At 64.0% G+C, this 26,944-nt stretch carries 23 protein-coding genes; 16 read left to right on the top strand and 7 right to left on the bottom strand.

Annotation, left to right across the window (positions count from 1 at the left end; genetic code table 11):
* The first annotated feature begins 16 nt into the window (after positions 1-16).
* Entirely contained in the window at positions 17-904 is an 888-nt protein-coding gene (locus tag AAHA49_RS13125; protein WP_201671136.1) for a GNAT family N-acetyltransferase, read from the top strand.
* A gap of 428 nt (positions 905-1,332) precedes the next feature.
* Here the strand turns inward: AAHA49_RS13125 and AAHA49_RS13120 are convergent, their stop codons facing one another.
* Complete coding sequence (locus AAHA49_RS13120; RefSeq protein ID WP_201671138.1) at positions 1,333-2,268, bottom strand: TetR/AcrR family transcriptional regulator C-terminal domain-containing protein; 936 nt, start codon at positions 2,266-2,268, stop codon at positions 1,333-1,335.
* 128 nt (positions 2,269-2,396) lie between these two features.
* Between AAHA49_RS13120 and AAHA49_RS13115 the strand changes: the two genes are divergently transcribed.
* From AAHA49_RS13115 to AAHA49_RS13080, 8 genes are all read left to right on the top strand, one after another.
* Complete coding sequence (locus AAHA49_RS13115; protein ID WP_201671140.1) at positions 2,397-3,611, top strand: FAD-dependent monooxygenase; 1,215 nt, start codon at positions 2,397-2,399, stop codon at positions 3,609-3,611.
* Positions 3,612-3,906: 295 nt separating this feature from the next.
* Positions 3,907-4,293, top strand: coding sequence for a hypothetical protein (locus AAHA49_RS13110; RefSeq protein WP_201671142.1), 387 nt, complete (start codon positions 3,907-3,909; stop codon positions 4,291-4,293).
* A 56-nt stretch (positions 4,294-4,349) separates the two neighbouring features.
* Positions 4,350-5,105, top strand: coding sequence for a sensor histidine kinase (locus AAHA49_RS13105; protein ID WP_201671144.1), 756 nt, complete (start codon positions 4,350-4,352; stop codon positions 5,103-5,105).
* Entirely contained in the window at positions 5,102-5,788 is a 687-nt protein-coding gene (locus AAHA49_RS13100; RefSeq protein WP_201671146.1) for a response regulator transcription factor, read from the top strand. Before AAHA49_RS13105 ends, AAHA49_RS13100 begins: the two co-directional genes overlap by 4 nt.
* A 22-nt stretch (positions 5,789-5,810) precedes the next feature.
* Complete coding sequence (locus tag AAHA49_RS13095) at positions 5,811-6,623, top strand: head GIN domain-containing protein (RefSeq protein ID WP_201671148.1); 813 nt, start codon at positions 5,811-5,813, stop codon at positions 6,621-6,623.
* 168 nt (positions 6,624-6,791) lie between these two features.
* Positions 6,792-7,910 (top strand): hypothetical protein, encoded by a 1,119-nt coding sequence (locus AAHA49_RS13090; protein ID WP_201671150.1) that lies wholly within the window; start codon positions 6,792-6,794, stop codon positions 7,908-7,910.
* 34 nt (positions 7,911-7,944) lie between these two features.
* The gene (locus tag AAHA49_RS13085) at positions 7,945-8,772 is read left to right on the top strand and encodes a hypothetical protein (RefSeq protein WP_201671152.1); all 828 of its coding nucleotides are present in this window, start codon (positions 7,945-7,947) and stop codon (positions 8,770-8,772) included.
* Between the two features lie 29 nt (positions 8,773-8,801).
* Positions 8,802-9,959: an epoxide hydrolase family protein gene (locus AAHA49_RS13080; protein WP_201671154.1), complete on the top strand. Its 1,158-nt coding sequence runs from the start codon at positions 8,802-8,804 to the stop codon at positions 9,957-9,959.
* Positions 9,960-10,348: 389 nt separating this feature from the next.
* On the opposite strand, the gene AAHA49_RS13075 is transcribed toward AAHA49_RS13080, so the two are convergent.
* Entirely contained in the window at positions 10,349-11,560 is a 1,212-nt protein-coding gene (locus AAHA49_RS13075) for a beta-ketoacyl-[acyl-carrier-protein] synthase family protein (protein ID WP_342038675.1), read from the bottom strand.
* 69 nt (positions 11,561-11,629) lie between these two features.
* Between AAHA49_RS13075 and AAHA49_RS13070 the strand changes: the two genes are divergently transcribed.
* Together AAHA49_RS13070 and srmL are read left to right on the top strand one after the other, a co-directional pair.
* Positions 11,630-12,226 (top strand): TetR/AcrR family transcriptional regulator, encoded by a 597-nt coding sequence (locus tag AAHA49_RS13070; protein ID WP_201671156.1) that lies wholly within the window; start codon positions 11,630-11,632, stop codon positions 12,224-12,226.
* A gap of 379 nt (positions 12,227-12,605) precedes the next feature.
* A complete protein-coding gene (srmL, locus tag AAHA49_RS13065) occupies positions 12,606-13,724 on the top strand; it encodes a PheS-related mystery ligase SrmL (RefSeq protein ID WP_201671158.1) in 1,119 nt (372 codons plus the stop codon).
* A 229-nt stretch (positions 13,725-13,953) separates the two neighbouring features.
* Here the strand turns inward: srmL and tet(65) are convergent, their stop codons facing one another.
* A complete protein-coding gene (gene tet(65) / locus AAHA49_RS13060; RefSeq protein WP_201672116.1) occupies positions 13,954-15,105 on the bottom strand; it encodes a tetracycline efflux MFS transporter Tet(65) in 1,152 nt (383 codons plus the stop codon).
* Positions 15,106-15,182: 77 nt separating this feature from the next.
* Between tet(65) and AAHA49_RS13055 the strand changes: the two genes are divergently transcribed.
* Positions 15,183-15,764: a TetR/AcrR family transcriptional regulator C-terminal domain-containing protein gene (locus AAHA49_RS13055; RefSeq protein WP_201671168.1), complete on the top strand. Its 582-nt coding sequence runs from the start codon at positions 15,183-15,185 to the stop codon at positions 15,762-15,764.
* Positions 15,765-16,167: 403 nt separating this feature from the next.
* Here the strand turns inward: AAHA49_RS13055 and AAHA49_RS13050 are convergent, their stop codons facing one another.
* Both AAHA49_RS13050 and AAHA49_RS13045 read right to left on the bottom strand, forming a co-directional pair.
* A complete protein-coding gene (locus tag AAHA49_RS13050) occupies positions 16,168-16,650 on the bottom strand; it encodes an anthrone oxygenase family protein (protein ID WP_236586874.1) in 483 nt (160 codons plus the stop codon).
* Positions 16,651-16,655: 5 nt separating this feature from the next.
* Positions 16,656-17,525, bottom strand: coding sequence for an NmrA family NAD(P)-binding protein (locus AAHA49_RS13045; protein WP_342038608.1), 870 nt, complete (start codon positions 17,523-17,525; stop codon positions 16,656-16,658).
* 144 nt (positions 17,526-17,669) lie between these two features.
* Here AAHA49_RS13045 and AAHA49_RS13040 point away from each other — a divergent pair, with 144 nt between their 5' ends.
* Complete coding sequence (locus AAHA49_RS13040; protein WP_201671178.1) at positions 17,670-18,626, top strand: AraC family transcriptional regulator; 957 nt, start codon at positions 17,670-17,672, stop codon at positions 18,624-18,626.
* Positions 18,627-19,021: 395 nt separating this feature from the next.
* On the opposite strand, the gene AAHA49_RS13035 is transcribed toward AAHA49_RS13040, so the two are convergent.
* Together AAHA49_RS13035 and AAHA49_RS13030 are read right to left on the bottom strand one after the other, a co-directional pair.
* On the bottom strand, positions 19,022-19,999 hold the full coding sequence (locus tag AAHA49_RS13035; RefSeq protein WP_201671180.1) for a helix-turn-helix transcriptional regulator: 978 nt from the start codon (positions 19,997-19,999) through the stop codon (positions 19,022-19,024).
* A 10-nt stretch (positions 20,000-20,009) separates the two neighbouring features.
* Positions 20,010-21,209 (bottom strand): Cmx/CmrA family chloramphenicol efflux MFS transporter, encoded by a 1,200-nt coding sequence (locus tag AAHA49_RS13030; protein WP_201671182.1) that lies wholly within the window; start codon positions 21,207-21,209, stop codon positions 20,010-20,012.
* A 507-nt stretch (positions 21,210-21,716) separates the two neighbouring features.
* Here AAHA49_RS13030 and AAHA49_RS13025 point away from each other — a divergent pair.
* From AAHA49_RS13025 to mobF, 3 genes are all read left to right on the top strand, one after another.
* Complete coding sequence (locus tag AAHA49_RS13025; RefSeq protein WP_342038607.1) at positions 21,717-22,202, top strand: hypothetical protein; 486 nt, start codon at positions 21,717-21,719, stop codon at positions 22,200-22,202.
* A 321-nt stretch (positions 22,203-22,523) separates the two neighbouring features.
* The gene (locus AAHA49_RS13020) at positions 22,524-23,315 is read left to right on the top strand and encodes a DNA-methyltransferase (RefSeq protein WP_201671186.1); all 792 of its coding nucleotides are present in this window, start codon (positions 22,524-22,526) and stop codon (positions 23,313-23,315) included.
* Between the two features lie 101 nt (positions 23,316-23,416).
* Positions 23,417-26,944 (top strand): MobF family relaxase (mobF, locus tag AAHA49_RS13015; RefSeq protein WP_342038606.1); only part of this gene is annotated, 3,528 nt, incomplete at its 3' end.

Genomic DNA, 26,944 nt, shown 5'->3' with positions numbered 1-26,944 from the left:
AAGTCACGGAGAAAAGATGCCAACCTTCACGACACCGACTACCTCTCAATTCACCGAGATCATCAGAACGCTGAGCGCGTGGCAGACCGCCGACTGGAAGGGACAGCTGCATCCCGGAGACCTCGGTTGGCACTCGATGGTTGGCGCGGAGAGAACCGCCGCGGATCTACGATGTTGGACAGACGATGGATCGATTGTCGCGATCGGCATGTTCGATGGCGACGATCTCTTCCGCATGGCGGTGAGCCCCTCGACCTTCGACGATGACGCACTCGCCCGTCGCATGGAAACCGATCTCATGACGGTGCTTCCTCCCGGAACGGTGACCGTCGAAGCCCGCGGCGCGCTTGCACTGCAGGCCCTACTTAGCCTCCATGGGTGGGAGAACGACGAGCCTTGGACGCCGATGCAGCTCGACCTGCGTTCTCCCGTCCCCGAGAATCCACGCAACGCAGCGCTGAGAGTCGAGCAGATCGGCCTCGACCAGGCAGAAGAATGGACTGCGGTGCACTGTTCCGCATTCAGGGGAACGCTGCCGACCGTCGAGGAAAGGCAGAGTCTTATCCGACGGTGGACCGCGATGGCAACGGGCCCGTTCGGTCACCTCGCCTCTCACCTCATCGGATTCGACACTATAGATCAGCCCGTTGCTGTCACGACTGTCTGGACGGCCGGAGACGGACGCCCCGGCCTCATCGAACCGATGGGAGTGCACCGCGCGCACCACGGCCATGGCTACGGCACGGCCATCACCCTCGCTGGCGCTCAAACTCTGCGAGAGCACGGCGCTTCTGCCGCGGTCGTCGTTGCCGAGAACTCCAACGCCGGCGCTCTCGCCACCTACCTCGCAGCCGGATTCACCGCCAGCGCACCTGTTGCGGACCTCACTCGCAGAAAGAGCTGAGACGCATTGCTGTGCTGTCGGCCCCGGTTCGCTCTCGAGCCCCTCGGCCCACGAGCGAACTGTCTACGAGCGAACGAGGTCGAGGTTATGATCCCGGTTCGCTTCGTCTCACTCTCGAGGGTGATGCGGTATAGATGCCCCTGTCGGATAATGGCACCGTGACGAGCAATGGCGAACTTCCCTCCCGACGGTTCCAGAGAATTGTGCCGGGGAAACGGTCGCTGCCGCGATCATGACGGTTCTCGCCTTGCCGCTGACGGTCATTGGGTTGCTGCAGGCCCCGCCCGAGCCGCTGAGTCCAGGACAGATCACTCGTATCCACTTGGGCATTCGGGTCGTGGCGCTCCGTCGCAGCTCGTGATTGGGTCGCACTCTCTAACAGGTTAGTTCGCACGCCAAACACTTCCGCTGACGTTGGAAGTGCGGCATTAGGAGTCGAGTCGAGAGGCGATGCCGTCGACGAGAAGACCCAGGCCTCGTTCGAAGAGTCGATCCAGATCGAGCTCATAGCCAGATCCGACGAGTGAACGCAAGCCAGCATGATGATCCCGGTAGGTCAGATCCCGGAGCATGTCCATGCGCTCCTCAACCCACGTGTCAGCGTCAACCCCGGAGGCAGATTCGGCCTCAGCCTCTGGCTCGAGCAGGACGGCCATGCCGCGTATCTGCGTGAACAGAAGCAAGTGCGCCTCGAACGCCTCCTCGGAGCTGATGCCGGCCTGCCCCAATGTCTGGATCGCCCACTCTGCAAAGGATAGCGCCGCGGCGAGAAGCTGCGGTCGGGTCACTGAAAGCTGCGGCGCGAGCCACGGATGACGACGGAAGACCCGCCAGAGCTCCCGGTGACCTTGGATCAGCCGATCTCGCCAATCGCCATTTCCGGCCACCGGAGACCATTCTCCGAGGGCATACTCCATCATCCGCGAGACGAGGTCTTCCTTGCTGGTCACATGCCGGTACAGCGACGTCGGCTGGGTTCGTAGCACATGAGCGACTCGGCGCATCGAGAGCATCTCCACGCCTTCGGCGTCGGCGATCGCGATGCCGGTAACCGTGATCCGCTCGACGTTGAGTGGCGCAGCTCGCTGTGCTGCAGACTGAGCATGTCGGTTCTTCGGCCGACGGGTGCGAAGGCGGGGCGCACCGCCGTTGCGATCTCCCGCTACGACAGTTCCGACCCCTGGCACGGGGAGCGCGAGTCCTTCGGCGCGCAATAGCGCGTGCACCCGGCTGGCCGTGGCGATGGCGACGTGCCGGGTTCGCATGATCTCCCGCGCAGAGGGAAGTGGCTCTCCGGGCAGCAGGGCACCGGACACGATCTGGTCGCGCAGTTCAGCGGCGATAGTCATCGACGAGGTGCTCATCTCTTCATCCTGTACTAGAACACCACTGATCGGCAAACACCGCGATCATCATCGTCTCCCCGGCCAGGGACACTAGCTGTACTAGTACGCGATTGCCCGTTCGCCTCGGGCGTTTCTAGGCTGGCGGCATGACTGGAAAACGAATACTCATTTCGGGTGCAAGCATCGCTGGACTAGCTTGTGCGTACTGGCTACGCAAGCACGGCTTCGCCGTTACGATTGTTGAAATCGCGTCAACGCCACGGCGAGGCGGGCAGGCCGTGGACCTGCGTGGAGCTGGACGCACAGTGACCGAACGCATGGGCCTGCTCGAAGATGCCCGCAGCATCAGTCTCGATCAGGCCGGTATCTCCTGGGTCGACGAGCGCGGCCGCCCCCGCGCAGCGATCAGATCCGACGACTTCGACGGGGAGGGGTTCATCTCGGAGATCGAGATCCTTCGGGGCGACCTCGTCGATCTGCTCCATCGCGAGCTCGACAGCGACATTGAATACCTCTTCAACGACACCATCACGGGGCTCACCCAGGACTCCGACCGCGTCGAGGTCGCCTTCCGCCACGCGCCAGCACGTCGATTCGACCTCGTCATCGGCGCCGACGGCCTCCACTCGGCGGTGCGAGCCGCGGCCTTCGGGCCTGAGGAGCAATTCGTCAAGCCCCTCGGCCTGTACACGGCCTGGTTTACAGCACCCGCTTTCGACGACCTAAACGGTTGGTACCAGACGTACAACCGTGCTGGCGGGCTCGTCGCCTCCGTCCGGCCCGGTCGGGTCAGGACGGAGTCCAAGGCGGCGCTGAGCTTTCGCCTGCGCCGGGGCGAGACGCTCCGCCACAACCGACATGACCGCCTCGCGCAGGTTGCGCTCCTCGTCGAGCGTTTCGCGGACGCCGGCTGGCGAACGCCACAGCTGCTCGAGGCCGCCCGCACGTCGTCAGACTTCTCCTTCGACGCTATGGGTCAGGTCGACCTCGACCAGTGGTGGAACGGCAGGGTGGCGCTGATTGGCGATGCTGCGGCGTGCCCGAGCCCGTTGAGCGGGCTGGGCACCAGCGTCGCCCTCGTCGGGGCTTACGTCCTAGCGGGAGAACTCGGCAGCGGGGCAGGGCATGTTGCCGCGTTCGAAGCCTACGATCGGATAGTGCGTCCCTATGCCGAAGGTGCCCAACAGCTCGCGGGCGGCACGGGAGGATTCGCCCCGATGAACGACCTCACGATCCGTCTTGTTCAGGCATCGATGTCCTGGGCCACCCGCTGGCCGATGCGAGGATTCATGCAGAAGCAGTTCAATAAATCCACCGACATCGAGCTGCCACACTATCCGCGGGTCGGCCTCAACGTATGACGTTGAGACCATGAGGAACAGGAGACATCATCCCCCTAGCGAAATCGACTGACGCCCTCGAACTCCAACACCCGTATCCCCGTCACACGCTTCCTTGCCAGATTCACTGCGGGCGTAGCCATAGGGGTCACTCGCATAGAGCTTATGGCAAGGTGCGCAGCTGCTGACTCCCGTATGGTCCGGGTGCCGCGGAAGCCCCATGGCCGAGCGGTGCAGAGGTCAAGATCCTCGCTAGGCTTGTCTCACTCTCGCGGGTGATGCGTTACATTCGCTCCTGCCGGATAATGGCGTTGTGATGAGCGATGACGAACTTCCCGCCGGGCGGTTCCGGCGAACCGTGCCAGGGGAGATTGTCACTGCGGCGATCATGATGGTTCTCGCTTTGCCGTTGACGGTTGTGGGTCTCCTACAAGCGGCGCCGGAGCCGCTAAGCCCGGGGCAGTTCACATGGCTTATTTCCCTCCTCGTATTGCTGCACGTGACCGGGTTCTTCTGTTCTGGGCGCCCGATTGCCGCGTTCGTCGGTGGATCGGCGCTGATGCTCCTCCTCGCGTTCACGATCGTTCCTGGCGTCGGTAGCGCCGCGCTGCTGCCGTCAAGCGTCGCCTACCTGTTGTTGCTGTGGCGTTTGGCCTCGAGCCCGAACCGCCGGCACTCGCTCGGCGCCCTGACGACTGGCTAATCGGGGTCGGCGTCATCACCGCGGTAAGCGCAGTGCAGACTAGTCTCAGCGATCGCATGACGTTGATGTTTGAGGCGGTAAGCCTCGTCGCCGCGGTCCTTGCGGCGTGGGCTCTCGGTGCGCTGGCACGCCAGTCGCGTCTTGCGGAGTACCGACGAGCTCAGGAATCGATGCAGCATGCCGTCAGTGAAGAACGAGCGCGGATCAGCCGGGATCTTCACGATGTCGTATCGCACTCGCTAACGGTGATGATCGCCCAGGCAGAGGCCGCTCGTGTTGTGGCCGGCTCCAGCGTCTCCCGTAACAGCCCGGAGGCCGATGCCGCGTTCGAGCGCGTCGCGGAGACCGGACGCGAGGCCATGCGTGGCCTGCGCAGCATGATCCATACGCTCGGAGATCCTGACGCGAGTCCGCTGGCACCGGTCTCCGGGGTCGATGCGATTGCCGGGCTTGTCGAACACGCCAATAGCGCTGAGCACACGATCGATCTGACCGTGCGGGGCGATCCTCGGCGTCTCGCGCCTGACGCCGATCTCGCCTCGTTCCGCGTTGTCCAAGAGGCGGTTACCAACGCGATCAGGCATGTCCGGCCACCGACACGAATAGACGTCGGCGTCGAATGGCACGCGGCCGAGGTCGTCATCACGGTGAGCGATGATGGCGGACGAGGATCCTTGCACCGCGACGACCTGAACGGCACAGGCTTAATCGGCCTGGTCGAGCGGGTACGGCGCGCGGGTGGGGTCCTGGACGTCCGGAAGGAGCACGGTTGGCGCGTGCGCGCGATACTGCCTGTTGAGGAGCCCTCATGAACAGGCCGATCTCGGTGCTTCTTGCCGACGACCAGGTGCTGCTGCGTGAAGCGCTCGGCACGGTGCTCGGCGCCGACCCTCGCATCGAGATCGCAGGTGGTGTTGACGACGGAGCGGCCGCCGTGTCGTTCGTCCTGTCGCATCGCGTAGACGTGGTCCTCATGGACGTGCGGATGCCGGGGATGGACGGCATCGCTGCGACTGTCGAGGTTCTCAGAGCGAGCCCGCAGACCAGAGTGCTGATCCTCACGACCTTCGACTTGGACGAGTACGTGTTCGGTGGGATCCAGGCCGGCGCGAGTGGCTTCCTTACAAAAGACGCGCGACCGCAAGACCTGTGCGATGCGGTGTGTCGAGTCGCCGAAGGAGACGCCGCAATCGCCCCGCGCGCCGCCGCGTCTCTGCTGCGACACGTGCGCCGCCAGGCGCTGCCATCCGACGGACTCCTTAACGCGCTCACACCGCGCGAGCGCGAAGTCTTCGCGCTGCTGGCGCGCGGAGCATCCAACGCTGAGATCGGCTCGAAGCTTTACCTCACCGATAACACTGTGAAGACACACGTGAAGGCCGTACTCGCGGGCCTGGGTCTTTCTGATCGGATCCAGGTCGTGATCTGGGCGTACGAGAATGGCCTCGTGCAACCGGGCGACAGCTCAGCATCTGAAGCTCACCCGTTCGGGTGAACCGCTTTCATACGCTGGGGTGATGACCTCGGCCGTCCCCCACAGAAGAGTGGACAGCATGAACAAACAACCCACACGCACGATCACATTGGTGACTTCCCTGTCGATCTGTATCGCTGCATTCACAGGGTGCAGCTCGGCATACACTGGTCCCGCAACTACACAGGAGAGGGAGATCGATACGGTCAACGCCGTGGAACTGGACACATCAGGGGAACTGATCGTGACAAGAGGTGAGCACGTAGGGCTCACCGTAACGGCGGGCGAGAGGGTGATCGACCGACTCACTTCTGACGTTGAGGACGAAGTCCTGCACTTAGGTCTTGATGGTGAGCCTCTTGCCTGGGGAGGGGATATCCGGTACGAACTCACCATTCCGACACTCGACGCAGTCACAGTTCTGGGATCGGGAGACGCCGAAGTTGACTTCACCGGTGCAGCGGAGCCCATGGTTCTTGTCCAAGGGTCGGGCAGTGTTCGCGCTAGCGGAATCAAAGCCGATGTTGCTTCAATCACCGTCAACGGCTCTGGATCGATCACTGTGGATCACATCGACGTCCAAGAGTTGACGACGAAGATCGACGGGGCAGGTTCAGTCGCCGCCAGCGGAACCACTGCAACGCAAGATGTCGAGATTCGCGGATCGGGCGAGTATCAAGCAGAGGATCTCCAAAGCACTGATGCTCGCATCGAGGTTCGAGGATCTGGTATGGCTGATGTGCTCATCAGTGGCACGCTTGACGCCTTGATCGATGGAAGCGGCGAGATTCGCTACTCCGGCGACCCTAAGATCAAGGAGGAGATTTCCGGTTCTGGGAAGGTGATTTCCCGTTGATGGGTCAACGCTCGTGCTTTTCTTCCCAGGTCGTGATCTGGGTGTACGAGAACGGCGTCGTGCAACCGGGTGACAGCTTGGCGACCGCTGAAGATCACCCGTTCGGGTGAGCCGCTCTCGCCTTCCGGGGCGATGATCTCGGCCGTCTTTCTCGGAAGAGTAGACGCCATGAACTCCACTGCCCGTCCTCCGACAGATACGCCAGTGACTCGCGTGCGGATGTTGATCTGGCTCGGCACTGCACTTGGCGTGGTGATGCTCTCGGCGAGCCTGGTGTGGCTCGTCGCTCCAGAGCTCAGCCCCTATGCCGCTCGTCCGAACCCGGCGCCGATTCACCATCTTTTCAAGAGCGCTGCCCTCGGCCAGATGGCTGCTTCCGTGCTTCAGGCTTGCATCGGCGCCGCGGGGTCGGCGGTCGGCCTCGCGGCCCTGTTCGGTCGACGCGGCATGACTCCGATATTGAGCGGCATCGCCGTCACAATCGGTATGGTCTGCGCTGTCGGACTGACAGGCCTGCGCAGCCTCGCCGTTGCCGGCTACACGCTCGCATACTCCCTGCCCCTGGTCATCATCGTACTTCTCGCACTGATGATGAGGACACTCGCGAAGCGCGTGCTCACCGCACTCGTCGGTCTTGCAGCGGTAAGCTTCCTCGTTCTCGGGCTGACGACACTCCGTTCGCTGTACCTCGACTTCGCCGTTGATTTAGTCGACGTGCGATTCATCACACCATTGGTGTTGATGCTGTTCGCCGGTATCTGGTTCCTTATCGGCGCGTCATTCCTGTATCGAACTCCGGGAACGATCGGAAGGTTCGTGCTCCGGCACCGCATCGCGATCACCGTGGTCGCGGCATGCTGCAGTCTCCCGTACGTCTGCGCACGGCTCAGCTGGCTGACACCGTGGCCGCTCTTCGGGGATCCCCGCGACTTCGACGACCCCGCATCGACATTCGTCAACGGCCTCATCCTCGGCGCGGCAATGCTGACAGGAGGCATCCTGACGCTCGGGCTCGTCCTGCCATGGGGCTTTCGCGTTCCGCGCTGGTTCGGTCGCTTCGGAGGTAAGCCTGTTCCGGTATCACTGGCCGTAATACCCGCCCTGACCGTGTCCATACTGTTTACCGCTGCCGGACTCGACTCATTCCTACTCGCAGGTGAGCCGTCAACTGGACTCGCGATAGCGAGGTTGACCACTGCCCTGGTCTTCCCGTTCTGGCTGTGGGGGCCGCTCCTGGCGCTCGCCACGTGGGGATATGCCCTGCACCGCAGAACCGAGAAGCTGTGACACCGCAGTCCATCACGACCTTGAAGGAAAGAGAATGTTGGAACAAGCTCCCGAATCGAATCGGATGAGAACCCGGGGAGCGACTACGAGTTGGGTCACGCTCGGTATCGGGGCCGTCGCCGGGGTCCTCGCACTCCTGCACCCGGCCGCCGGGTATGTCGCAGATAACTCGCCTCGCTGGTTCGTCCTGGCAGGCATCGTCGTCGCTATCTTGGCTCGCGTGTTCGCACGAACGACGGGTCAGCGCTACGCGGGCCTGCTCATCGCGACAGCACTCTTACTGCCGAGCGCGTGCACGCTGTCCCTTCTGCATCTGTTGCGGGCAGTGGGCGCGATCCCGTTCCCGGTGGACCCGATCTCCGCCTGCGTCTCCATTGGGGCAGCGATCGCACTTCTCGGCCTGTGGCTCCTCCCGAGCCCGCTCAGGCCTGCACGCGATATGCAGGTACCGGTGCCAATTTGGGCGCCCATCGTCGGGATCGCCGCGTCGCTCGTGTACCCGACGTTCAAGACGCTCTGGGCGTTCGGGATCGATGTTGCGGCTCCGCCCGACACGGTAGGAGTCGTCGATGCGACCTTCTACGCGACGGTGGCGGTCTCTCTCGCCGCGGTACCGGCGCTCCTGATCGCCATGCGCTGGTGGGATCGCCCCGCGCCGAGATGGATGCGACCTACTGCACTGATCGGCGGCCTGGTCCTGCTATCCCTCGGCGTCTCAGGACTGTGGGGCGTCGCCCAGAGCCCCGCAGAAGATCCCGCCACCGGATTGTTCATCTACGGCGGATGGCTGATTTGGGGCGTGGCGACCCTCGCGACCGCAGGAAGGCTTTCACCCGAGGAACACGGACACGCTGATAACTAACTACAAGCGCACCAACAAGTAAGGAAGACATGCACACGAACGAAACCATCCAGACCTTCCGCATCGAGATCGCGGAGGCCGCCGTCGCAGACCTCCGCTCACGCCTCGTGAACGCCCGATTCGAGCATCCGCTTCCGGTCGATGATCGCAGCACCGGCATCCCCTCGTTCGAGCTCCAGAGTCTCATCGCGCGCTGGGCCGAGCACGATTGGCGCGCCACCGAGGAACGGCTGAACGCCCTGCCACAGATCATCACGAGCATCGATGGGCAGAACATCCACGCAGTGCACGTGCGGTCGCCACATCCGGAGGCGATACCGCTGCTGCTGATGCACGGCTGGCCAGGGTCGTTCCTCGAGTTCGAGAAGCTGATCGGGCCTCTGACCGATCCGATCGCGCACGGCGGCGACGCGGCCGATGCGTTCGATGTCGTGATCCCGTCGCATCCGGGATTCGGCTTCTCTACGCCACTGGTCGGACACGACTGGAAGCGCAGCGACATCGCCACGGTGATGCTCGAGCTAATGACTCGACTCGGCTACGACCGATTCGCGGTGCAGGGCGGCGATGTGGGCGCGGGCGTCGCGCCGGAGATCGGGCGGCTCGCCCCTGATCGTGTGATTGGCGTGCATGTGAACGGGTCGGTGGGCTCCTTCGTCGGCGAGGTCGATGAGGAAACCGCAGCGGCCCTGACTCCGATCGAACAGGATCGGATGCGACGGGTCGGCGAGTTCATGCAGAGGGAGTTCGGCTACATCGCGATCCAGTCGACACGGCCGGGACTGATCGGTGCGATGCTCGCGGACAGTCCCGTCGCCCAGTTCGCGTGGATCCACGACAAGTTCCAGGAATGGACTCACCCCGCAGATGTGCCGGCCGCTGCGATCGTCGGTGAACAGTTCCTGTTCGACAACGCATCGCTGTACTGGTTCACGACGACGGGTGGGTCGTCGGCGTACGTCGGCTATGCGCAAGATGCCGGTTGGGGCGCAGACACCTCAAGCTCCGGGGTGCCCACTGCGGTGATCGTGTTCGCGCACGACGTCGGACTGCGCTTCGCGGAAGAAAAGACGAACAACATCGTCCGCTGGACGGATGTCGAGGAGCGCGGCGGACACTTCGCCGCGCTCGAGGAGCCGGGCCTGCTGCTGAACGATGTGCGGGAGTTCTTTCGGTCGCTGCGGTAAGCGCGGCACACACGCGACATTGTTGGGCTAGGGCCTCTGTTCAAAGGAGATGCGTCAGATGCAGGGAGGGATGACGTTCTGGAACTCCTCAGCGATTCAGGCCCGCCTGCATGTGCTCGCCGGATCTGTCGCCGGGCAAGCGCTGGCACTCAACACCTCCGGCGCCTACCTCGGCGTCTCCATGGGAACCGCGATCGACGGTGTAGCCCCATCCAGGTTCGGGATAACTGCACTTCCGCGCATCGCCGCGGGTTTCACGCTCGGAGCGCTCATCCTGCTCGCTCTCGCACGCCGAGCGAGCTCGGCAGATAGGAGGCTAGGCAAGGACAAGGACGGCCTTAACGTCAGAAGGCTCGCTGTGCGCTTCGAGCTCGGGCTCGCAGACGAACTCAATTCGATGCGGCACAGATTGCAAGTGTCACGTTCTGCCCGCCGAACCCGAAGGAGTTGCTGATCGCACCCCGCACTGGCGTGCGGCGTGTCTCTTTGACTATATCCAGATGAACCTCGGGATCGATGTGCTGCAGGTTGGCGGTTGGGGGAATAATTCCGGATTCAATAGTCCGCGCGGTGATAATGGCTTCGAGTGCCCCAGCCCCTCCGACCAGGTGGCCCAGCGCGCCCTTCGGGGCAGTGACGTTCATCTCCTCTCCAAACACGTCACGGAGTGCCTGCGCCTCTGCACGGTCCCCAATAGTCGTTCCGGTCGCGTGAGCATTCACATGGTCGATGTCGTTCACTGTGAGACCGCCTACTGCGAGAGCCTTGCGTATGGCGCGGACCTGGCCGAGTCCGCCCGGCTCTGTTCCGGTGATGTGGTAGGCGTCCGAGGTGATGCCCCACCCGGCAAGCCAAGTGCGGACTCGGCCCGTGCGCGCGGCGACGTGGCTCTCGCTTTCAAGGATTACGATGCCGGCTCCCTCGCCGAGCACGAAGCCGCGGCGGTCGGTGTCGAACGGCCGGGAGAGCCGATCAGCTGGCCCTCCGTCCGGTTTGGCGAGTGCCTGTGATTGGGCGAATCCCGCGAGGGTCAAAGGAGTGATGGCCGCTTCGACCCCGCCTGCGATCACCACGTCCGCGTCGCCGTCTTGGATGAGGCGAGCCCCCAGTGCGATCGCCTCGGCACCCGATGCACAGGCCGAGGTGGGGGTGAACACACCGGCCTTGGCCGTGTACGCAATACTGATCTGTGCTGAAGCGCCGTTGGGCATCAGCATCGGCACGGCACGAGGCGCCACTCGCCGCGCACCATCGCTCTCAAGTAGGTCGTCTTGGTCGAGCAGTGTCTGAACGCCACCCACCCCGGTCCCGACGGCCACCGCCAGCCGATCGGGATCTACGTCACCAAGGCCAGCGTCACGCCACGCCTCATCAGCTGCGATCAGAGCCAACTGCTGGCTTCGGTCAAGCTTCCTTGCGCGGACGCGGCCAAGAGTTTCTTCCAGGTCGGCTGTCACGGGAGCGGCTACACGGACCGGAAGCCTGGCCCACACCTGGTCAAGTGCGTCCAATTCGCGCACGCCCGAGCGTCCTTCGATCAAACCCGACCACAAGGTGCTCACGTCGACTCCCAGGGGGGTCACCGCGCCGTATCCCGTCATCGCAACTCGCATCAGCATTCTCCCATCTTGTATCTCATACAACTCAGTTGTATCACATACAATATGGCCATGGTCGGCAGGAACCAGCCCAGTCACGCACTTCGTGGCGCAGACACGCGACGGAGGATTCGCGAGGCCGCCATGTCTCTCTTCGGAGAACGTAAGTTCGCGGACGTCACGGTGAGTGAGCTGGCTGAGGCAGCTGGCGCTTACCCCAATCAGATCACTCATCATTTCGGTTCGAAGGATGCGCTGTACATCGATGCCGCATTCGGGCTTCTGCTGCGAGACACCGAGCGTCTCCAGAACGCAGGGCGCAGAGCGTCCACGCCAGAGTCTCTGCGCCAGGTGCTCGCTCGAACCGCTCTCACCATGCCGTCCACCACCGTCGTCGTCAGCGCGCTCGCCCTCGCGCGCGGGAATCCCACTGTGCAGCCAATGATCGAGACTGGCCTCAGCCTCCTGTTCCGTCAATCCGAACGGTTCTTGGAGGGCGTGCTGGGCGAGCACGGATGGGCGACGGACCAAGACATCGGCCGTGCGACGAAGACGTTCTGGAGTGCAGTCTTCGGCGCTGTGCTCGTCTCGCAGGCTGGGTTCCCTGGAGGCCCGTCCTCCGTCGACGTGGCAGCCACGCTCTCCCTCCGGCAGGCTGGCGAAGAGTAGTCACCGCAACCAATGGCATCCATATTCATGTCTGCCGTATCCCATTTGCTTCATCCCGCTCCTCTGGTTGATGCGAAATGACTCGCAGCGCGCGCCATATCGCCCCCGCTGGCTTCCCAGAGCAGGACGGCTCGCAGGCCGGCCACCGTATCCGAGTAGGTCAACTCGTATCTGGCGCGGCTGTCACGACGTTCTACTGCGATGCCCCGATTCCTGCTAGTATTCCTCGCATGAGTTGGCAGCAGCGATTTCTACACCCCCGGCCGGGTAACGGCCGCGGGGTTCTCGACGTGCGTCACTAGCTCACCGGGTCTCCGCAGGCGCGGCCGGGGGATGTTCTCATCTTTCACCAGCCCGCAACCCTATTGGAGACTCTCCTATGGCTCATGCCGCATATCTGACACCTGATCAACTCTGCCGCGCTCTCGCTCTGCGCGATCTCACTGACCCTGCCCAGGGTGAGCACGCGATGCAAGCGCTCTTGAGCGCCGTGGTCGCTCCGCTCGAACGCACGTGGGGTAGCACGGTTCGTTATGTGCGCAGCTCTCCTATCGTCTCGGTCGCCGCGAACTACGATCGCCTCGGTTACGACCCGGATGACGTGACCCGCGCCCGCCGGTACACCCGATACATCAGCCCAACGGTCATGCTGCGAAGCCACATGAGCGCCGAGCTGCCGACCGCGCTGGAAGCGTATGCCGGGCAGACTGGCATCGACGAACTGATCGTGGCACCAGGGCTCGTGTACCGGCGTGACGTCGTTGATCGTAGCCACGTTGGAGAACCGCACCAGGTCGACCTGTGGCGCATCCGCAGTGCGGCCGACACCCGCGACGAGGACATGCTCAACATGATCGAGGAACTGGTCGAGGCAGTCCTCCCGTGCGCGGAGTGGAGAATCACCGAGGCCGAACACCCCTACACTGTTGGAGGAAGGCAGATCGACGTTCGACACGAAGGTGAGTGGCTCGAGCTTGCCGAGTGCGGGCGCATCCATCCTGAGGTACTTCGCGGCTGCGGTCTCGATCCCGAGCAGTGGTCGGGACTGGCGCTCGGCATGGGCCTCGAACGCGCGCTCATGCTGCGCAAGGCGATTCCGGACATCCGCTACCTGCGTGCCCGCGACCCGAGGATCGCCGCTCAGATGCTCACCCTGGAACCCTGGCGGCACGTGTCTCCGCTCCCACCGGCCAGACGCGACATCTCCGTGGTTGTCGCGACCGAAGAGGACGAGGAAACCCTCGGCGACCGTGTTCGCACGGCTCTCGGCGACGACGCAGAGGTGATCGAGACGGTCGAGGTGCTGGGCCGCACCGCGCATGAGGAGCTGCCCGAGGCCGCGCGATCACGCCTGCGCACTCAGCCGGGCCAGGTCAACCTACTCCTGCGGATCATCCTCCGTCCGATCGACCATACACTCACCGCAGACCAGGCGAACACGATACGAAACACAATCTATCGGGCTCTTCATGACGGTCCGGTGATGGAACTGATCTGAATACGATAAGCCCATGCTGCGGTGACTCTGCGTCGCCGTAGCAGGGGCTTATCAGATGTGCTTGGCGTGTCATTGGATGCTTCGAAATGCCCGTCAGCGAATCTTGATCTATTGCATCTTCCAGGGGGCTGTACCGTGCGCCAGCCGCGCGCCAAGGCACGCGTGAGCGTATGGCTGGAGCTGCATCGCGGAAGTAGCCCGAGGGAAGGAGCAGTTCGCCTGGCCCGACCTACCCAGAGGATCTTGCGTTCCTTGTGACGAGGATCGCGCAAGGAATGTAGAGCGCAGCGGCGCAGAACCATAGAGTGCCATCGGCGTCTATCTGACTCAGGGCGAAGATCGTCGTGAAGGCAATAGGCCCGAGGATTGATGTGAGGCTGTTGAGGCTAGCGAGGTGGCCTTGCAGCCGGCCTTGGTGCTGCTCGGGAGTACGTTGGGAGAGCAGTGTCTGCAGGGCCGGGACCGTGATACCTCCGACTCCAAGTGCTGCGAGGATGGGCATCATCGCCCAGGAGCCGGTGACGAATGCGAGACCTATGAGACCCGACGCGTCGGCGACAATGCCGAGATAGATCGTTCCAGTTTCGCCGAGTCGCGTCACGACCCGTCCGGTGAGGACGGCCTGAACAAGCACCTGCACCAGACCGAAGAGGGACAAGGAAATCCCGACTTCGACGGGGCTCCAGTCGAGACGTTGTTGCGTGAACAGAACCCACGTCGAGCCGGGGGCCTGGCCGATGAGCTGTACGAGGCCGAAAGCCGCAATGAGGGGCACCACCCCCTGGATAGCTTGGAGTCGAAAAGGCGCAGACGTCGATGCTGACTCCTGTGACTTGATTGGGAGATCTGGTCTTGTCTCGTGCAGCATGCTCAAGCTGAGAGTGAGATTCACCGCCGTCAGGAGAGCAGCTACGAGGAACGGCAAATGGGGTGAGAAGCCACCGAAGAGACCGCCGATTACCGGGCCGGCGATCATTCCTCCGCCGTAGCAAGCCCCGAGCCATCCGTATCGCTTGGCCCGCTCTGCGGGTGGGGTGACGTCGGCGATCACGGTGGCGGTCACGGCATTTGTTGCACCGGTGATGCCCGCGACAGCCCGTGCTACGTAGAAGACCCAGAGGCTCGAAGTCAAGGCCAGAATGAGATAGTCGACAGTCGCGCCGGCCAAGGAAGCCAACAGTACTCGACGGCGGCCGAAGCGATCGGACAGTCTGCCCAGTACCGGAGCGCAAAGGAACTGCATTACCGCGTAGAGCGCGGTAAGCAATCCGACATGCATGGGGATAGTGCTTGCGGCCGAGCCGACCTGACCCAGTAGTGCGGGCAGGATCGGGAGAACCAGGCCTAGCCCCACGGCGTCGAGGCTGGCGGTAGTGAGCACCATGGCGACGGTTCCGCTGTGTGGGTGACGAGGTTGCACTTTATCAACGATAAAGTTATCGATGATAAAGTTCAACTATGACTCAGGCGCGGACACGGCTGGACCGAACGGCAGTTCTCTGCGGTGCTCGCGAGGTTCTCGACAGAACTGGGCTTGACGGCTTCACGACCCGCGCATTGGCGGCCCACCTGCAGGTGCGGCAGCCGGGGCTCTACTGGCATTTCCCCACGAAGGCTGATTTGTTGTCTGCGCTGGCTGCGGACATTCTCGAGCGTGAACACCACGCTTCGTTGCCAGAGCCAGGTGAAGGGTGGGAAACGTTTCTGATGCGCAACGCACGAAGCTTCCGCACAGCGCTTCACGCCGTGCGTGACGGTGCGCGATTGCACGCGGGATACCATCGGAGGCCCTGCAGAGAGTCAACCAACCTCTCTGAGGCACCCAGCCAACAGATTAGGCTACTCGTGAATCAAGGCTTCGAAGAGCACTCCGCTATCAGCGCGCTGATAGCAATCAGTCGATACACCGTCGGGGTCGTATTGGAAGAACAAGCCGGAGCACACGACGTCGCCGACAAGACCGATAACGACGACACTTTTGAATTTGGGCTCACTGCTCTGGTCGATGGACTGGCCGCAGGTCTTGAAAAACCTTTGTGACTCGTCTCATCGTGGCGTCCCGGATCTCCTCGAGGCTGCAGGCGCAGAGCAAGGCTATTGACCCATCTGAAACTCACGTTGTCGAGATGCTGAGCTGCGCCCGACGCCGCATCATGGCTATCAGCGCCCGTCCGACCCGCTTCACTTCTTCTCCGAAGCCCCTGGAGCAGCCGTAGCCGACCGCGCCTGTATTTGATCGTCGGATCACAGTGCGACACTTTTGCAGCCCGACCTCTTCGGCGGAGATGAGAGGTATCCCCGAGAGGCGCAGTCCGCCCTGAGCCCCCGGCTGCTCGTATCGGACCTCTGCGTCAGGACGGAGCTTGCACCTGCTTCGAGTAGCTCTGGTATTCCTCCCTCGCCCCCCTGGAGGAGCAGACGAGCTGGTTCCTGGGCCGCCTCCTCAGCCTGTGGAAGAGATCGCCAGGGCTGTGAGTGCGACAATGCTTGAGAGGGTGCGGGCGTGGTTCCATGTGTTCCAGCGGGCCTCGAAATCATGGCGGGCCCTGCGCTGTTGCTGCTCAGTGTCGGCGGGAGCCACCTCGAGAGCACGGTTCAGAGGCACATTTCCGGCGGCGGTGATGGCGAAGGTGAGCACTGAGCAGGCAGCACCCGCGAGGAGCCAGCCGAGAGGTGTCGGCTCTTCTCGACCGACGATCATGATCGTGCTTACTACGGCGGTGAGCGGTGCGGCGCAGAAGACGCTGAGGAACCAAACGTTCAGAATCGTCCTATTGATAGCGCGGAATGCCCGGACGTAGCTCCCGTCGTCCATGCGTCGGAACCCAGGGCAGATTGCGCAGGAGGACACGAAGAACAGACCGGCCAGCAGCCCGTTGGTGACGACGGAGACAGTGAGCACTGCCGTGAATACGAAGCTGAACACGATGCTTACTCAGCGCGTGGGGCGAGCAGACGATCGAGGGTGACGTCGATGCTCGTCTCCACTCGGATGCTGCGGTCGCCGCGCGGCGCGAGCAGCCCCTGTTCGCTGGCCCGGTACAGCTCGGCGAGGCTCTCTGCGATGTGCGGGCGGAACCCCGCATCGATCAGCGCGTCGGCACAGGCCTCCTCGGGCATCATGGCGACATGTAGCTCGCGCCCGAGGCCCTCACCGAGCATCGTGGCGACATCACGTTCCGTGTAGGAGGGGCCGATGATATCGATGGCCTCGCTGCGGGCGGGTGGTGAGAGTAGCATCTGGGCGGCTACGGCTCCGATGTCGCGGGTCGCGACCAAGGGAAGCGGTACGTCGGCTGACGCCGCGAACACCGGATAGATGCCGCTGCTTCGGGCGACGTCGATCACGTCGGTCACTTTCTCCTGGAAGTGACCCGAGCGCAGCGCGGTCGCTATAGTACCGGTCGCGAGGAGTGCCTGCTCCAATCGGTGCAGCCCCATGATCGGGCCGGTGCCTTCGGTCAGGTCTGCTCCACCTGATGAGAGCAAGACGACGTGCGGTACCTGCTGAGCAGCGACCGCACCCGTGATCGAAGCGATCAGCGCGTCGGCGTGAGCTTCGAGGTCATCGGCGCACAGATTGAACGGCAGCAGCACGAAGAACCCCGCTACGTCATCGAGCGCATCGCTCAACACCGCCTGATCTTCCAAGGAGGTGATCCGTGTCTCGGCGCCTTGTGCCTCCCACGCTTCCGCATCCGACTTACGGCGCACGAGAACGCGTACGTCGACGCCTGCATTGAGCAGTATCTGTGCGGTCATCGATCCGACTCTGCCCGTGGCCCCTGCGATGGCATACATGATTGCTCCTCCCGTGAGATTCGTTTAACTGTTCCTCTACGCTATGCGTCGATACCCGGCGAAGCCATGCTCGAAAAAGCGTATTTCTTGCTCGTTCGTCCGGTCTTGCGGTGTGCTTGTTCATCCGTGTGGCACGATTGCCTCATGGAGGTCACCCCGCGCGTTGAGCATCAGGATCGGCTGGCGCGCGTGCTCCACACGCTCCGGATGTGCAGCACCTTCTACTGCCATGCCGAGCTCTCGGAGCCGTGGGCGCTGGAGATGCCTGCGATCGCCGACTCGGTGAGCTTCCACGTCGTCACCGCAGGGACTTGCTGGCTACGCTTGCCCGAAGCCGATCCGATCGAGATGCGCGCTGGAGACCTCGCCCTTGTTCCTCACGGCCTGGGTCATGACCTACTGAGCGAAGCCGACGCGCACCACGGCCCGAGGGTCGACCAGCTGCCCCAGGAGTATGTGAATCCCCAGTACTCGATACTCAAATACGGGGGTCCTGGCCGTGCAGCGCAGTTGATCTGCGGCATTGTGTCGTTCGACGATCCCGCCGCCCGCGAGTTGATGCGCACTTTGCCCGCCGTGCTCTTCATCGGTGGTGACACGCTCTCTACAGCGTCCTCGATCAAGGACACGCTGCGTCTTATGGCGGGCGAGCTCTCCCACCCCCAGATCGGCGGCGAAGCCGTCGCTACCAGACTTGCCGACATTCTCGTCGTCCAAGCGATCCGCTCCTGGCTCATGAACGGTGCGACGACGCCCGCGGGTTGGTTGCGCGCACTTGAAGACGAACGAATCGGTCGCGTGATCGAAGCAATCCACCATGACCCCGGCAATGAGTGGAGCCTCGACCGCCTCGCACAGCTTGCAACGATGTCGAGGTCGTCGTTCAGCAACCGCTTCACGACACTTACCGGTGAAGCACCGATCGCATACCTCACTCGCTGGCGCATGAGCATTGCCGCATCCAGGCTGCGTGACGAGGACATCACCGCCACCCGTCTCGCCGCCGAACTGGGATACCGATCGGAGGCTGCGTTCAATCGCGCCTTCACCCGAATCAACGGACAGACCCCCGGATCCGTCCGTCGACGACAGCGCCAATAGCCGAAGCGCGACAGCACTACTGCTCCGATGCGTCCCCGTCGATACGGCGGTGGAGTAGAGCGCGAACGTACCCGAACCCTGCGATGGCATGGAGGATGGCCCCGCCGATGCAGACGACAGCGCCTGCAGTTCCAACTGGGTAGAGCCCAGGAAGCAGCGCCGATGCCGATCAAGCGCATACTTGATCGTTGGATCAGCACCTATATGAGCGCTGCGGTTGAATTGCTAGGAAGCTTGGACGCCGACTCTCCGATATGGTCAGGCGAACCATCCCAAGGCGAAGAAAGCCGCGACCTGCTCTAATGCGGACGGAAGAACGCTACTCTCAGGATAGCGGCGAAGCTACTCGCCTCACTCGAATACGGCCCCTGCACCAGGATTTGTCGCATCAGAAGTCACCTCGGGGATTCGGGCTCACCGGTAGTCGTGGCTAGAGAATCGGCAGCGGTGCTTCGGTCCAGGAGCGGTCGGGGCCGGTGGAAGTTCGCGTAGGCGCTCGGCGCGACTCCATAGCGCTGTTTGAACGACCGCGACGCGACCGCCGGGTCAGGCCAGCCCACCGCGGCTCCGGCCTCACTAACCGCGAGCGACGTTGATGCGAGGAGCTCAGCCATCCGATCCGCCCGCAACTGGTTCAGAAACGCGCCCGGCGATACCCCGACCTGTGTTCGGAACAGGCGAGTGAGCTGCGACGGCGAGAGCGAGATGGCCCGGGCGAGCGTCTCGATCCGCCACGGAGCGCTCAGATCAGACCGCAGCAGAGATAGCGCAGCAAGGACTTCACGGCGCGGCAGGCCGCCTGCGGCCTCTGCACTCGCCGACGGTGCGCCAGCGAACCGCCCGAGTGCATCGAATACCTCAGCAGCCCCACCCAGGAGTGCGAAATCACCCACACCGCTATCGGGAGGGCGAGCGAGCCGTGCAAGCAGCGGGGCGAGCTCCCGCACGCCCCTAGCCGAGAGTTGCAACGATCGCAGGTCGGGATCTCCATCGAGTGCCAGATGCAGATGATGCACCAACGGATGAGCAGCAGGCACCCACCGCATCTGATCGGCAAGAAACTCCGGCTGCACATAGAGCGTGACCGTCCGTGCAGACCCGGCGGGGAATCCCCAGCAACGTAGTGAGGCAGGAATCGTCAACACGCTTCCTGCCTCCAATAGTGCTTCGCCCGACGTCGAGCGAACTCGAGCCCAGCCAGAGAGCATGAAGACGACCTTGACGGTGGGGACAGCTACCGGCCCGGATGGTGCATAAGCGGTCTGATCACGAACCAGAAGCGGCGCTTCGCGCAGGAGCGAACCCCGTCCAGTGTTGGTTGGACGAATAGCAGGCTTGGTGCTGGCGGTTGTTTTCAGATGCTGAGTCCTCATCTCTGTCTCATTAGCGCCGCGCCGCTCGTTTCGTCACCTTCAGAAAGACGCCGGTAATCAGTGCGATGATCCGGATGATGGCCCAGAGCACAACAGCGACAAGAGAGAAGTCAGTGCTCACCAGCAGCGGGCCGCGCACGCCCGTCACCTCGAGCGCGAAGCCTCCGGCTATCGGGCCGATCACCGCTCCCAGGTTCAGCGCCACGGTCGCGAACGAGCCGCCCATTGCGGGAGCGGTGTCGCTGGCCGAGGCGACGATCCGAGCGATCAGTGTGCTGCCAAGCGCGAAGGAGAGCACTCCTTGCACCAATGCCAACATCCAGATCGCGACCGGCTGCTCGAAGAGCAGTGCGAACAAGCCCCACCCCAGGAGCAAGAGCGGGCCACTCACGCCGATCATGCATCGCCAGTGCGCGTCGGCATACATCCCCGAAAGCGTCACACCACCGAACGCGCCGATCCCGAAGACAGCGAGCAGGAGGGGGATCTGAGCCTCGGTGATTCCGGCAGGGCCGGAAGCCACGACAGCGAGGTAGGTGAACGAGCAGAACGTGGCGGCGTTCACGAGAATCGCGAGCATCATGGCCAGTTGCACTGGCCGAGCACGCAACGCACCGAACTCGCGCGCCAACGTCTGCCCTTTGGTCGCCGGGGCGCGGTCGCCCGCTCGCGTAGGCGTCGTGATAACGACGGCAACCAGCGCAGGTAGTGAGATCGCAGCGATGGCTCCGAGCGTGGCACGCCAACCCAGCGCGGAGCCGACAAGTGCTCCCATCGGTACTCCGACGATCAACGCCAGCGTCGTTCCGCCGAGGATCACAGATAGAGCGCGGGCTTGACGCGCAGGCGACACCAAACGGGTGACGGTCGACAGCGTCACAGCGAGGAACCCGGCATTGGCGAACGCCGCGATGACCCTCGTCGTGAACAGCACGCCGAAGTCGTCAGTCAATGCACCGATGATGTGCACGGCGATGAAGACGGCGAGGAACCCCGTCAACGTCCAGCGCGGAGAAAGTCGTCGGCTGACCGCCGCCATTGTCGGAGCGCCGATGACCATACCGACCGCAAACGCGGATGTCAGCGAACCGGCCTGGCCAAGGGGAACACCCAGGTCAAGGGCGATGTCTGGCAGCAAACCCGCCAAGACGAATTCAGAGGTGCCCTGGGCGAATACCGCCAAGGCAAGGAAATAGAGCACAGCAGGCATGAGCGAGCCTTCCGAAGAGCGAGAAGTAGTGAGGAACGATGCGTTGCGGCACTACCGGCGCTTCAGATGCGCGAGAACCCGACCTGTGTAGCCGAGCAGGAGCGAGGGCTACGACTGCGGGGCGACGAGAAGCATCAGGGCTACCGATGTACCGGCAGCCCTGCTCTGTCTGACTCAGGAGAACTCACCACTCTAGGGTAGCAGGCCGCATCTTCACGCTCATTCATCTGCTCACGCTATCCCCATGACGAGCTACTGGCACCCCAGATTGGCACTCCCTAGCCCCGCCACGAGCGACTGAACTGGATGAACTGGAACAACTGGATGGACGCAAAGCTACGAGGACGTAGATAAATGAACTCGTCTACGAGGACTTCGTCGCTACACAGCACTGAGAACCTTGACCTTGCACCTAGGCAAGATCGCCGCTGAGCCTTCTGTTGAGTCCACACCTTTCGGGTGAGGTACCCGCCCTGTTGGTTGCCCGTTACTGAAAGGAAGCTCGTGATGTCTCCAGTCACTGATCCTGCCGAGGTCGCGCGAGCGCTTGCTGAACACGCCGAGAGGCTCGACCAAGCGAAGAGCGTGCTGCGCGAGCATTCAGAGCAGGTTGCCGATGTCGTGGATCACCTCATTCGCATGCCGTCGTCGCTGGGTCGGGTGTTGGATGCCGCTGGTGACGCGTTCCAAGAGCACGGAGCGACCGCGGTCACAACCACCGGTAGCCGGTCGCGCGGCTCGATGCGGGCGGCGTTCGCGGGTGGGCTTCTGGCAACGGCCTCGAGCCAGGCGAGTGGATTGCGGAGCACATTGATGGGGGTGGGCTCGGAAGCATCGTCGTTGGTGTGGCCGAAGCATGACCCGCTCGCTGCTGAGGAGCTCCGCAACTATCGGAGCTTCCTCGAGCAGCGGGAACGTCAACTTGACGCAGATTCCGATGCTCGACCGCGCGCCGTGAGGTCACAAGAGCGCGATCCGATCGCGCATCCCTAACCACCCCCACGGTAGGGAATGGCTAGGGAGCCCGGGATGACGGTTTCAATCCGGGTGATGACCGCTGGCGATGGGTACCGGTACTTGCTGAACTCTGTCGTGACCGGGGATGGCGACCGCGACGCGTCCTCGGCGCTCACGAGGTACTACCTCGAAGCCGGAGCCCTGTCGTCTACGTGTCTTGGTTCAACGACCCCACTTGATCGCTGCCGAAGCGCTTCGCGGGAGTCTTTGTCGTAGGCGGGCTTCCTTCCTACCTAGCGCGGTAAGAGGCCCGAGGCGCGGATGCGCTGATCGGGCTGCTGATTCGGTAGGAGTGTCGTGCAGCCAGTTCTCATTACCCGGTTGGGGAGGGTCTACCACGCCGACTGCGTGGAGGTGCTGCGCACCATCCCCAGCGGAACGGTGGATCTCATCTTCGCGGATCCACCATTCAATCTCGGCAAGGACTACGGCTCACAAGTCAGCGACGCCCGTCCAGAGGTCGAGTATCTGGCGTGGTGCCGAGCGTGGATTGATGAGTGCGTGCGGGTGCTGGCCCCGGGAGGGGCGTTCTACCTGTTCCATCTCCCGCGCTGGAACATCGAGCTGGGCCATCACCTGAGCAGAGCGGGGATGATGTTCCGGCACTGGATCGCGGTGTATCTCACGCTCGGCTTCCCGATCCGGCACCGCCTTTATCCAGCGCACTACAGCCTCCTCTACTACACGAAAGGCCGCCCGGCCCGGTTTGAGCCCCCGCGTGTGCCGGTGCCGGTCTGCAGGCATTGCGGCGGCGATGTGAAGGACTACGGCGGGCACCGCAACAAGCTCCACCCCGATGGGCTCAGCCTCAGCGATGTCTGGACCGACATCCCACCGGTGCGGCATCGCAGCACCAAGACCCGCCGGGCGAACGAGCTCTCCGAGAAGCTCTTGGAACGGGTGCTGACCGTCAGCACCCGCCCCGGTGATTTCGTCCTTGATCCTTTCGGGGGATCAGGAACGACGTACGCGGTCGCTGAGCGCATGGGCCGGGCATGGATCGGTGCCGAGATCGGCGACATCGACCCGATACGTCATCGCCTCGCCGCCCTGCAGTCCTATCGCGACGCTGACATGCTCGGCCTGTGACCCCGTAGCTCGCGGTAGTACAGACCTTTCTCGGCCATCGGCCGACGCTGACCGGGATCTCCGGGACCTACCTACGGTGCGTGACGGTCTCGATCAGAGTGATGACTGCAGGGCAAGGATTCCGGTACCTGCTGAACAGTGTCGTGGTCGGTGACGGTGATCGTGATGCCGCGACCGCGCTGGCCCGTTACTACGAGCAAACAGGCACCCCTCCCGGCCGCTGGCAAGGCTCCGGGCTCACCGGCTTGGCCGAGCCTCTGGCGGTCGGGAGCGAGGTCGGTGAGGAGCAGCTGCGTCGCCTCCTTGGACACGGCCAGGACCCCACCACGGGCGAGCAGCTGGGCCGCCCGTTCCGATCGTTCGCGACCGAGCCGGAGCGCGTGGCGGCACGGCTCGAGCAGCTGCCGGAGTCCCTCACGGATCACGAGCGCGAGGTGGAGGCCCGGAAGGTCGCGGCGGAGGAGGCGGCGAGGCCGTCGGTGGCGCCGACGGCGGGGTTCGATCTGACGTTCTCGGTGCCGAAGTCGGTCTCTACCCTGTGGGCGGTCTCTGATGCGGGGACGCAGTCGCTGATCGCGCAGGCCCACCATGCCGCGATGCAGGACGTGCTGGGGATTATCGAGCGGGATATCGCGATGACAAGGGTCGGTGCGGCGGGTCCGCGGGGTGCGGTGGCGCAGGTGGAGACGCGCGGGGTGCTCGCCACCGCCTACGACCACTACGACAGCAGATCCAGCGATCCGCAGTTGCATACGCATCTGGTGATCGCCAACCGCGTCCAGGCCGCACGGGATGGGAAGTGGCGCACCCTGGACTCGCGTGCCCTGCACAACGCCGTCACCGGCCTGTCCGAGCATTACAACGCCGTCCTCTCCGATCACCTCGCCCGCTCGCTCGCCGCGAGTTGGGAGTCGCGGGAGCGGGGTCCTGGCCGGTCGACGGCGTGGGAGATCGCCGGTGTCCCGCAGGAGCTGATGGATGCGTTCTCCTCCCGCACCCGCGATATCGAGGAGGCCAAGGACCGCCTCATCGCCGACTATGTGGACAAGTTCGGGCGGCAGCCGTCGAAGAAAGTGCTGTGGCAGATCCGCCAGCAGGCCACCCTCGAGACCCGCCCCGCGAAACAGACCCACTCCCTGGCCGAACTGACCAGCCGGTGGCGGGAGCGTGCGGGACGGATGCTCGAGGAGGATCCGGTCACCTGGGCCACCCGCATGGTCGCGGCTGCTGATGAGGAGCCGCTGCTCCGGGCGGATGATCTTCCGCACGAGACGATCGTCGAGCTCGCCGAGACCGTGCTGGAGGTGGTGGGGGATCGTCGCTCGACGTGGCGGCGCTGGAACCTGCATGCGGAGGCAGTACGGCAGTCGATGCCGTGGAGGTTCGCCTCCGCCGAGGATCGGGATCGCATCATCGGAGCGATCACGGATGCCGCAGAGCACGCCTCGCTCGCCCTCACCCCGCCATTGTTGGCGTCGACGCCGGCCAGGTTCCGGCGTCGTGACGGGTCGAGCGCGTTCCGACCCCGGCACGCCACCGTCTACTCCTCGACCCAGGTGCTCGCGGCCGAGGACCGGCTGCTGACCGCCTCCCGCACCCGCACCGCACCCACCGTCACGTTGGAGCGCATCGAGACCACCGCCGCCACCCCGTTCACGAAGAATGGTCCGGTGTTGTCGCCGGATCAGGCGCATGCGATCTCCCGCATCGGCGTCTCCGGGCGGGCCGTCGACACCCTCATCGGGCCCGCCGGTGCGGGCAAGACCGCGACGATGCTGGCACTGCGGCGCGCTTGGGAAGCCGAGCACGGAGCAGACTCGGTCGTCGGGCTCGCACCGTCAGCGGCAGCGGCCGCGGTGCTGAGCGAGGACCTCGGGATCAGCACGGAGAACACCGCGAAATGGCGGCACGAGCATGCCAAGGGGCGGTGGGATCTGCAGGCCGGACAGCTGATCATCATCGACGAGGCATCCCTCGCCGGAACGCTCGCGTTGGATGAGATCGCCGCCCACGCGCAGGAGGTGGGGGCGAAGCTGCTGCTGGTAGGGGATCCACAGCAGCTGACCGCCGTCGACGCCGGCGGCGCCCTCGGGCTGCTGGTCAGGGACCGCCCCGACACCCCGCGGTTGTCGGAGCTGCACCGGTTCCGCCACGACTGGGAGAAGCACGCCTCCCTCTCGCTGCGGCTGGGTGAGACCGAGGCGATCGACGCCTACATCGGCCACGACCGCGTCCACGACGGCGACTACGACGCAATCCTCGAGCACGCCTACACCGCATGGCAGACCGACCGCGACGCCAGGAAGACGTCGCTGCTGATCGCCGAAACCGGAGAGACCGTCTCCGCCTTGAACGCCCGCGCCCGCGCCGACCGCATCGCCAGCCGAGATGTCGCCGACGAGCCCGGCGTCACCCTCCACGACGGCAATAACGCATCGAAGGGCGACGTCGTGGTCACGCGCCGCAACCACCGGCGCCTCGCACTCGGGCGGGGATGGGTGAAGAACGGGGACCGGTGGATCGTCACCAAGACCCGCGACGACGGATCGATCACCCTACGGCGCGAACACTCAAGGTGGCGCACCACGATCACCCTGCCAGCAGAGTACGTCGCGCAGGATCTGGAGCTGGCGTACGCGACGACCGCGCACCGGGCGCAGGGCGCGACCGTGGATACGGCGCATGCGATCGTGCATTCCCCGCAGATGACCCGGGAGAGCCTGTACGTGTCGATGACCCGCGGCCGCGAAGCCAACCATGTCTACGTCGCCAGCGACCAGGCCCACCTCGAGGAGCACCAGCATCGCGAGAACCTGAAGATGACCGCCCGCTCGGTGCTGTACGGGATCCTCAAGCACCAGGGCACAGAGGTCTCCGCGCACGAGACGATCCTGCAAGAGCACGAGGACGCCTCCTCCATTGCGCAACTGGCTGGGGAGTACGAGACCATCGCCGTGGAAGCGCAGACCCGCCGCTGGGTCACCATCCTCGCAGGCGCCGGCCTCACCACGAGCCAGCTGACCGAGCTGATCGACGCCGACTCCTTCGGGCCGCTCTCTGCCGAACTGCGCCGCCTCGAGGCCGCAGGCCACCACGTCGACCAGCTCCTGGACACCATCACCCGCGCAGGACGGCTCGAGGACGTCGACGACCTCGGAACGCTGCTCAGATACCGGGTCACGAAGCTCGCCGACCGGTTCCCGCCCGCACACCCGCCCCAGGTGTCGGGGCTGATCGCGGGGCTGCTGCCGCGGGCGACCGGCACCCTGAACCCCGACGACCAGCAGGCCCTGACCGAGCGGGAGGAGCTCATCGAAGCCCGTGCCCGCGCCGTCGTCGACCGCGCCCGCACCGGGCAGGAGCCTTGGATCATGGGGCTCGCTGAGCCGGTCGATGCCGATGAGGAGCATTCCCTGGTCGTGGTCGCCGCCTACCGTGACCGGTGGCAGATCACCGGCCGCGACCCCCTCGGCGCGGTGCCCGACGATGACGCACAGCGCCTCGACTACGAACGCGCCCGCAGCCACCTCACCGCTCTCACCACCGACTGGGGTGTGACACTTCTCGTAGACAGTCGTTACCAGGAAGGCACGACAGGGAATCATGTCTACGAATCGCAGGACGTTCAC

It is taken from the genome of Brevibacterium ammoniilyticum (assembly GCF_038429965.1).
Classification (GTDB): Bacteria; Actinomycetota; Actinomycetes; order Actinomycetales; family Brevibacteriaceae; genus Brevibacterium; species Brevibacterium ammoniilyticum.
This window is presented reverse-complemented; position numbering and strand designations above follow the sequence as displayed.

What these genes read in the sequence shown, in the direction of transcription:
- AAHA49_RS13125 (WP_201671136.1), top strand. Translation starts at nt 17, where the DNA reads ATGCCAACCTTCACGACACCGACTACCTCTCAATTCACCGAGATCATC.
- AAHA49_RS13120 (WP_201671138.1), bottom strand. Translation starts at nt 2,268, where the DNA reads ATGAGCACCTCGTCGATGACTATCGCCGCTGAACTGCGCGACCAGATC.
- AAHA49_RS13115 (WP_201671140.1), top strand. Translation starts at nt 2,397, where the DNA reads ATGACTGGAAAACGAATACTCATTTCGGGTGCAAGCATCGCTGGACTA.
- AAHA49_RS13110 (WP_201671142.1), top strand. Translation starts at nt 3,907, where the DNA reads ATGAGCGATGACGAACTTCCCGCCGGGCGGTTCCGGCGAACCGTGCCA.
- AAHA49_RS13105 (WP_201671144.1), top strand. Translation starts at nt 4,350, where the DNA reads ATGACGTTGATGTTTGAGGCGGTAAGCCTCGTCGCCGCGGTCCTTGCG.
- AAHA49_RS13100 (WP_201671146.1), top strand. Translation starts at nt 5,102, where the DNA reads ATGAACAGGCCGATCTCGGTGCTTCTTGCCGACGACCAGGTGCTGCTG.
- AAHA49_RS13095 (WP_201671148.1), top strand. Translation starts at nt 5,811, where the DNA reads ATGACCTCGGCCGTCCCCCACAGAAGAGTGGACAGCATGAACAAACAA.
- AAHA49_RS13090 (WP_201671150.1), top strand. Translation starts at nt 6,792, where the DNA reads ATGAACTCCACTGCCCGTCCTCCGACAGATACGCCAGTGACTCGCGTG.
- AAHA49_RS13085 (WP_201671152.1), top strand. Translation starts at nt 7,945, where the DNA reads ATGTTGGAACAAGCTCCCGAATCGAATCGGATGAGAACCCGGGGAGCG.
- AAHA49_RS13080 (WP_201671154.1), top strand. Translation starts at nt 8,802, where the DNA reads ATGCACACGAACGAAACCATCCAGACCTTCCGCATCGAGATCGCGGAG.
- AAHA49_RS13075 (WP_342038675.1), bottom strand. Translation starts at nt 11,560, where the DNA reads ATGACGGGATACGGCGCGGTGACCCCCCTGGGAGTCGACGTGAGCACC.
- AAHA49_RS13070 (WP_201671156.1), top strand. Translation starts at nt 11,630, where the DNA reads ATGGTCGGCAGGAACCAGCCCAGTCACGCACTTCGTGGCGCAGACACG.
- srmL (WP_201671158.1), top strand. Translation starts at nt 12,606, where the DNA reads ATGGCTCATGCCGCATATCTGACACCTGATCAACTCTGCCGCGCTCTC.
- AAHA49_RS13055 (WP_201671168.1), top strand. Translation starts at nt 15,183, where the DNA reads ATGACTCAGGCGCGGACACGGCTGGACCGAACGGCAGTTCTCTGCGGT.
- AAHA49_RS13045 (WP_342038608.1), bottom strand. Translation starts at nt 17,525, where the DNA reads ATGTATGCCATCGCAGGGGCCACGGGCAGAGTCGGATCGATGACCGCA.
- AAHA49_RS13040 (WP_201671178.1), top strand. Translation starts at nt 17,670, where the DNA reads ATGGAGGTCACCCCGCGCGTTGAGCATCAGGATCGGCTGGCGCGCGTG.
- AAHA49_RS13035 (WP_201671180.1), bottom strand. Translation starts at nt 19,999, where the DNA reads ATGAGGACTCAGCATCTGAAAACAACCGCCAGCACCAAGCCTGCTATT.
- AAHA49_RS13030 (WP_201671182.1), bottom strand. Translation starts at nt 21,209, where the DNA reads ATGCCTGCTGTGCTCTATTTCCTTGCCTTGGCGGTATTCGCCCAGGGC.
- AAHA49_RS13025 (WP_342038607.1), top strand. Translation starts at nt 21,717, where the DNA reads ATGTCTCCAGTCACTGATCCTGCCGAGGTCGCGCGAGCGCTTGCTGAA.